This is a genomic window from Bacillus cereus group sp. BfR-BA-01522 (assembly GCF_022662635.1).
In the GTDB taxonomy this organism is placed as follows: Bacteria; Bacillota; Bacilli; order Bacillales; family Bacillaceae_G; genus Bacillus_A; species Bacillus_A cytotoxicus.
The window spans coordinates 1-5,475 of record NZ_JAKUDY010000031.1; the positions used below are offsets into that span (position 1 = coordinate 1).

A 5,475-nucleotide genomic window follows, 5' to 3' on the forward strand; every position below is an offset into this window, starting at 1 on the left:
TGATGATGGCAGAGAGGTCACACCCGTTCCCATACCGAACACGGAAGTTAAGCTCTCTAGCGCCGATGGTAGTTGGGGCCTTGCCCCTGTGAGAGTAGGACGTCGCCAAGCCAAAAACCTAAGTCAAACTGACTTAGGTTTTTTTGTATTTATGAGTTAAATTTTTATTTTTTTACATCGATAAGCTCAAAGCATTCACAAATAAGCAATATGTCTTCGGAAAATTTGCGACCAATCTTCATCAACTCATTTGTAAAGAATTCTATGTGAGTCTTTTTCCAATACTCATATGTGCGGTCGCCTTCTCCTTCTGCAATCGCGAATTCTTCACTAACTTCATTCATTGGTATTAAAGTAACTTCTATTGTTTTAATAATAGCTACAGGTTCGTCTTTGCTGTTCAATATGATGCTATAATCATTTACTGCTGGAATTGGTTCATTTTCTAATTCATAAAATATATGAGCAGAGCATGTTGCGGTTTTTACACCATTTATTACTAATTGAGCAAGATCATCGGGACAGGCTCCGAATTGCCAAGCGCTGACTGATTTTGGTTTTTCTCGATTTCCCCAATATGTATCCCAGTATGTTTGTGCAAATGCATTTATGATTCATCACCTTCATTTCTGATTTTTGAGACTTTTTTTACATATCAAATGTTATTTGAAAAGTTTTATATGTTTATTTTTAGTTGTTTGTCCTTATAACAATATGAAAGTTGTGAATAGAGTAGCTAATAAAATACGATAGTTTTGAAAGTAGATTTAAAAAGATTACAACAGTCAACATTGCCGCTATGAAAGAAGTAATGAATTCGACTGCGAACATCGGAATATCAGCTATACTTAAATACTTTCAGTTTTTTAATACATCTCGGCCTGTTATTCCAATCATAACGGGAAGAGCAATCAGAAAGGAGAATTCTGATGCTGTTTTATAATTTACTTTTGCTAATAATCCTCCCGAAATGGTAGATCCAGCTCTTGCAAATCCAGGATACATTGCTAAACATTGAAACAAACCAATTGTTAATGCTTGGCGATATGTTAAATCATTTAATGAATAAGCGATAGCCTCGTTTTTTTAACCTCTGCAAAAGAGCGTAATAATGGCCCCTGCGACAAGCCCGATAACGACAGTATATGGCTGAAATAATTATATTTTGATTACATCATGTAATAGTAAGCCAGCAACTACAGCTGGAAATACACCTAGGAATACATGGATTGCATTGAATTTTTTCTCTTTTTGCAAGAGGAATATTATGTTGTATAAAGAAACAAGTCGTTTATGAGATAAAACAGCAATAGCTAAAATCGCTCCTAATTGTATAACAATCTCAAACGTTTTTGCTCTTTCCCCTTCAAAGTCTAATAAGTGTCCGACTAGTATATAAGATGACCAGTAGAAGAGATGGATGAAAATTCAGCTAATCCTTCTATAATACCGAGTATGAAGGCAATCATTATATCGCTCATAAGTTTCCTCCTACTTGTTTATACAGATACAAAATGCATTTCATCATCTGTATAAATCAATGAATATCAATCTGTTTGAAATAGAATATGGCTGCTATAAAGCCAATAAGTGATGTAGTAGTAATAATGATATAAGAATATTCTGGAGGATATGTCGGTTGCAAATCCTGGTTTACTATATCTAGTGCAGCTGTCCAAGGAAATAAATCTTTGTGTTCTGAACTTGCAGTTAGAACATTTATCAATGCTATAACAATTGTTAATATAATAGGTGGAACATATGTTTTTGTTATAAAGGTTACCAATACAATAGGAGACGATAAGATAAAAAGAAATCCACCACTTATTAAAAATTTCACTAAAAATTGGAATAGTAATATGTTATTTAATCCAGGGAACCCTCCTAATAGTCCTAATAGTAAAGTTAGTCCCCATGCAATGACGGTCAGTATCATAATCCAAAGAAATAAAAGGATGAATTTACTCATAACAAAATGGAAACGTGATACAGGAATAGTTAATAAATTTTTTAATGTACTCTCTGTGTATTCACGATTAAAGAGATAAGCAGTAACGACTCCATATAGAAGAACTCCCATAAATAAAGCTGTGTACATATTCACATTAAGAAAAAGGACATCGAAACTCGCAGGTGGAGCCGATGGTTTACTTTGCTTTTCTATATAAAAAGCTAAAACAATCATAAATGGTGCTACAGCTGCTCCGATCATACTGATTAAGAACATATTAGAACGTTTCAATTTTAATAACTCTGTATATAGGAGATTAACCAATTGTTCCACCCCCGACTAATTTGGTGAAATAATCTTCTAATCGATCTTCGCTCATTATAATTTTTAATACTTCAATGTCATTTTGAACAAACATTTTATTGATTTGACCTTGTTGTCCAAAGTGAGAATAAACGCGAATATTTCCTTCATCATGTACTTCATAATCAAAAATATGAAATTGCTTTTCTAAAAGTAGCGCTGCTTTATTATCATTATTTACCTGGAATTCTAGGTATTTGCGATTCATTTTACGTAATGCATCTAAAGATGTCTCTTCTAATAGTTTCCCTTTGTGGATAATTCCCATATGGTCAACTAACTGTTCGACTTCAGATAAAATATGGCTAGAAATGAATATCGTTATATTTCTTTCTTGTGCTAATGTTTTAATAAGCTTCCGCATTTCTTTAATTCCAATTGGGTCTAAACCGTTTGTAGGTTCATCTAGTATTAAAAGTTCTGGATAATGGAGGAGTGCTCTTGCAATTCCTAAGCGTTGTTTCATTCCTAACGAGTATTTTCCAACCAGTTTTTTCGTTTCATGCTGCAGACCGACAATTTCCAATGCCTCTTCAATCGCATTTTTCTTATGAACTCCGATAATTTTTGCGTTAATTAATAAATTTTCTTTTGCAGTTAAGTTTTCATAGAAACCTGGAACTTCAACAATTGAACCAATTCGTCTTAAAATATCTTTTTGGTTTTTGGTGAAATCCTCTCCAAATATTTCGATTTTTCCGTTTGTAGGTTTTATAAGACCTAGTAGCATTCGAATGGTTGTTGTTTTACCTGCACCGTTTCGGCCGATAAATCCGTAAATCTCTCCTTTATTTACATTTATATTGAGATGATCTACAGATTTCTGTTTTCCATAAACTTTTGTTAAGTTTGTTGTTTTAATAATTGTATGTATGGTGAACACCCACTTTCTATGATCTTTTACATACATAATAAAAAGAAGGGTTTAACTGCTACTTAATCAATTCTTAACTATTTCTTAAAAGAATTCTGCTTTGGGATGGAAAAGCCAAAAGTGGTTCTTTCCCATGGAATACTTTCTACCCATATGCGACCTCTGTGCTTTTCAACAAGTGCTTTTGCGATAGCAAGTCCTAAGCCGCTACTACGAGACGAAAGGGTTCGAGATTGATCAATTCGGTACATTCTCTCAAAGACATGTTCTAAATCTTGATGAGGAATACCAGGTCCTTTATCCCAAACGAGGATATGGTATTCATTGTGATGTTCTAATAGCTTGACTCCTAATATTGCTCCTTGTTTTCCGTAATGTATAGCATTTTTTATAAGATTGTTCATTACTCGTATGATGTGAAAAGAATCCCCTGTAATCAAACAAGGCTTTTCTGGAATATCTATTTTTAACTCAATATGATATTTAGATAGCTCGGGCAAAAATTCAATGAGTGTTTCCCGTGTAATTTCTGAAAGGTCTAGCTGTTCTTCTTTAAAAGGAAGTTCATCTGCATCAATTTTTGCCATATGAAATATTTCATCAACCAATTGTTTTAAACTATTTGATTTGTTTGAGAGTATTTCAAGATACTCTAATTCTTCTTCTTTAGAAGTGGCTATACCATCTTTTAAGGCATCAATATATCCGATAATAGAAGTAAGAGGTGTTCGTATATCGTGTGAAATACTCGATAGCAGTTGTTTTCTGGCTTTTTGGGATTTTTTTGCCTCAATTTGTACTTTTTCTAATTTGGTTATTAATTCATTAACATGGAAGATTACATTATCCAACGAACGATCATTATTCGTATATAACCTTGTCTGAAAATTACCGAGAATCACACGTTCTAGTTTTGTGACGATGGACTTTCTAGTTTCTATAAAGTAAAGTCTTTTGAAAAAAAGACTTATTGTGATAAGGATAAGAAGTATAAAGAGAATGAACTGTAATGTATGAGTCATATTGATAAATTGTATTCCAGTAATGATAATGAACTGAAATAGAATTAGATAGAGAATCTTATCGTTCTTCATACTTTTCACCTACAAATTTATAGCCAATGCCCCATACCGTTTGGATGAATTTAGGATTTGAAGGATCAGCTTCTATTTTTTTTCTAAGCTTTCGAATGTGTACCATAACCGTGTTATCATCTTCTATATAATTGCTATCCCAAACATTACGGAAGAGCTGTGTTTTTGTGAACACTTGTTCAGGATTTGATGCGAAAAACTTTAGAAGTTCTAGCTCTTTTCCTGTTAAAGAGATTTCTTTGTCACCTACGGTAACGATGTACTTGCTAATATCAATTGTTAGCCCTTTGAAGGTTAGGATTGTTTTTTCTTGTGTATTGGCATTACTTCCTAATACTAAAAAACGTCTCATAAGCGCTTTAATCCTGGCAATTACTTCATTAACGCTAAAAGGTTTTGTAATGTAATCGTCAGCACCTATACTTAATCCTACAATTTTATCTACCTCTTGATCTTTTGCCGTCAGCATTAATATAGGGATATTGGTATTGTTTCTAAGCCTTCTGCATACTTCGATACCATCAATTTTTGGCATCATTAAATCTAATATGACAAGATTATAGGTATTATGAGTAAATAACTTGAGAGCTTCCTCGCCATCTATAGCAGTGTCTACTGTATATAATTCTCGTTCTAAATATTTCTTTAATAAATCACGTATTTCTTTCTCATCATCTGCTATGAGTACACGAATTTCTTTCATATTTTCACCAGCTTTTCATGTCATTTTGTTAGTAGTTTCATTTGTATATGTATTATAACCTTGGTAATAAAAAATGTAATCGCTATCTAATTATATACTATAAATTGTTAAAATAAGGTTGTTATTGCGGTATTGAATTAGGGAATGTAATGTATGAGCAATCTAGCGAAAAATTATAGAGGGGACAAGAGGAATATTTATCATTCGGTAGAAAGAATAAATATCCTTAAAAAACTATTGACTATTAGTATATGGAGGTGTAATATTATACGAGTCGCTGATAGCAATAACGTAAAACGCGACAAACGAAATAAAAAAACTTAGTTGACATTGAAATATAAAAATGTTAACATAAGGAAGTCGCAAATGAGGCGACAAGCGAGTTCTTTGAAAACTGAACGAAACAAACAACGTGAAACGTCAATTTTTATTTATGATGCTAGACAAACTTTATTGGAGAGTTTGATCCTGGCTCAGGATGAACGCTGGC

At 32.9% G+C, this 5,475-nt stretch carries 5 protein-coding genes, 1 rRNA gene and 1 pseudogene; 1 reads left to right on the plus strand and 6 read right to left on the minus strand.

Features of this window, described 5'->3' with window-relative positions:
* Positions 1-111, plus strand: a 5S ribosomal RNA gene (gene rrf / locus MR059_RS21255); the annotation flags it as partial.
* A 53-nt stretch (positions 112-164) separates the two neighbouring features.
* Here the strand turns inward: rrf and MR059_RS21260 are convergent.
* The 6 genes and pseudogenes from MR059_RS21260 to MR059_RS21285 all read right to left on the minus strand — a co-directional run bounded on the left by MR059_RS21260 (position 165) and on the right by MR059_RS21285 (position 4,985).
* Positions 165-611 carry an ASCH domain-containing protein gene (locus MR059_RS21260; RefSeq protein WP_041809383.1) on the minus strand — a complete coding sequence of 149 codons (447 nt, stop codon included), beginning with the start codon at positions 609-611 and terminating at the stop codon, positions 165-167.
* Positions 612-690: 79 nt separating this feature from the next.
* Positions 691-1,481: pseudogene (locus tag MR059_RS21925) on the minus strand (undecaprenyl-diphosphate phosphatase).
* Positions 1,482-1,537: 56 nt separating this feature from the next.
* Positions 1,538-2,275: an ABC transporter permease gene (locus tag MR059_RS21270; protein ID WP_011983384.1), complete on the minus strand. Its 738-nt coding sequence runs from the start codon at positions 2,273-2,275 to the stop codon at positions 1,538-1,540.
* Positions 2,268-3,197, minus strand: a complete 930-nt coding sequence (locus MR059_RS21275) for an ABC transporter ATP-binding protein (protein ID WP_087097574.1) — start codon at positions 3,195-3,197, stop codon at positions 2,268-2,270. The genes MR059_RS21270 and MR059_RS21275 overlap by 8 nt, the downstream gene beginning before the upstream one ends.
* Before the next feature lie 68 nt (positions 3,198-3,265).
* Positions 3,266-4,282 carry a sensor histidine kinase gene (locus tag MR059_RS21280; protein WP_011983386.1) on the minus strand — a complete coding sequence of 339 codons (1,017 nt, stop codon included), beginning with the start codon at positions 4,280-4,282 and terminating at the stop codon, positions 3,266-3,268.
* A complete protein-coding gene (locus tag MR059_RS21285) occupies positions 4,269-4,985 on the minus strand; it encodes a response regulator transcription factor (protein ID WP_011983387.1) in 717 nt (238 codons plus the stop codon). Before MR059_RS21285 ends, MR059_RS21280 begins: the two co-directional genes overlap by 14 nt.
* Between the last annotated feature and the right edge of the window lie 490 nt (positions 4,986-5,475).

Bases quoted from the DNA above. Each gene is read 5' to 3' on its own strand.
- MR059_RS21280 (WP_011983386.1), bottom strand. From the start codon at position 4,282: ATGAAGAACGATAAGATTCTCTATCTAATTCTATTTCAGTTCATTATC.
- MR059_RS21285 (WP_011983387.1), bottom strand. From the start codon at position 4,985: ATGAAAGAAATTCGTGTACTCATAGCAGATGATGAGAAAGAAATACGT.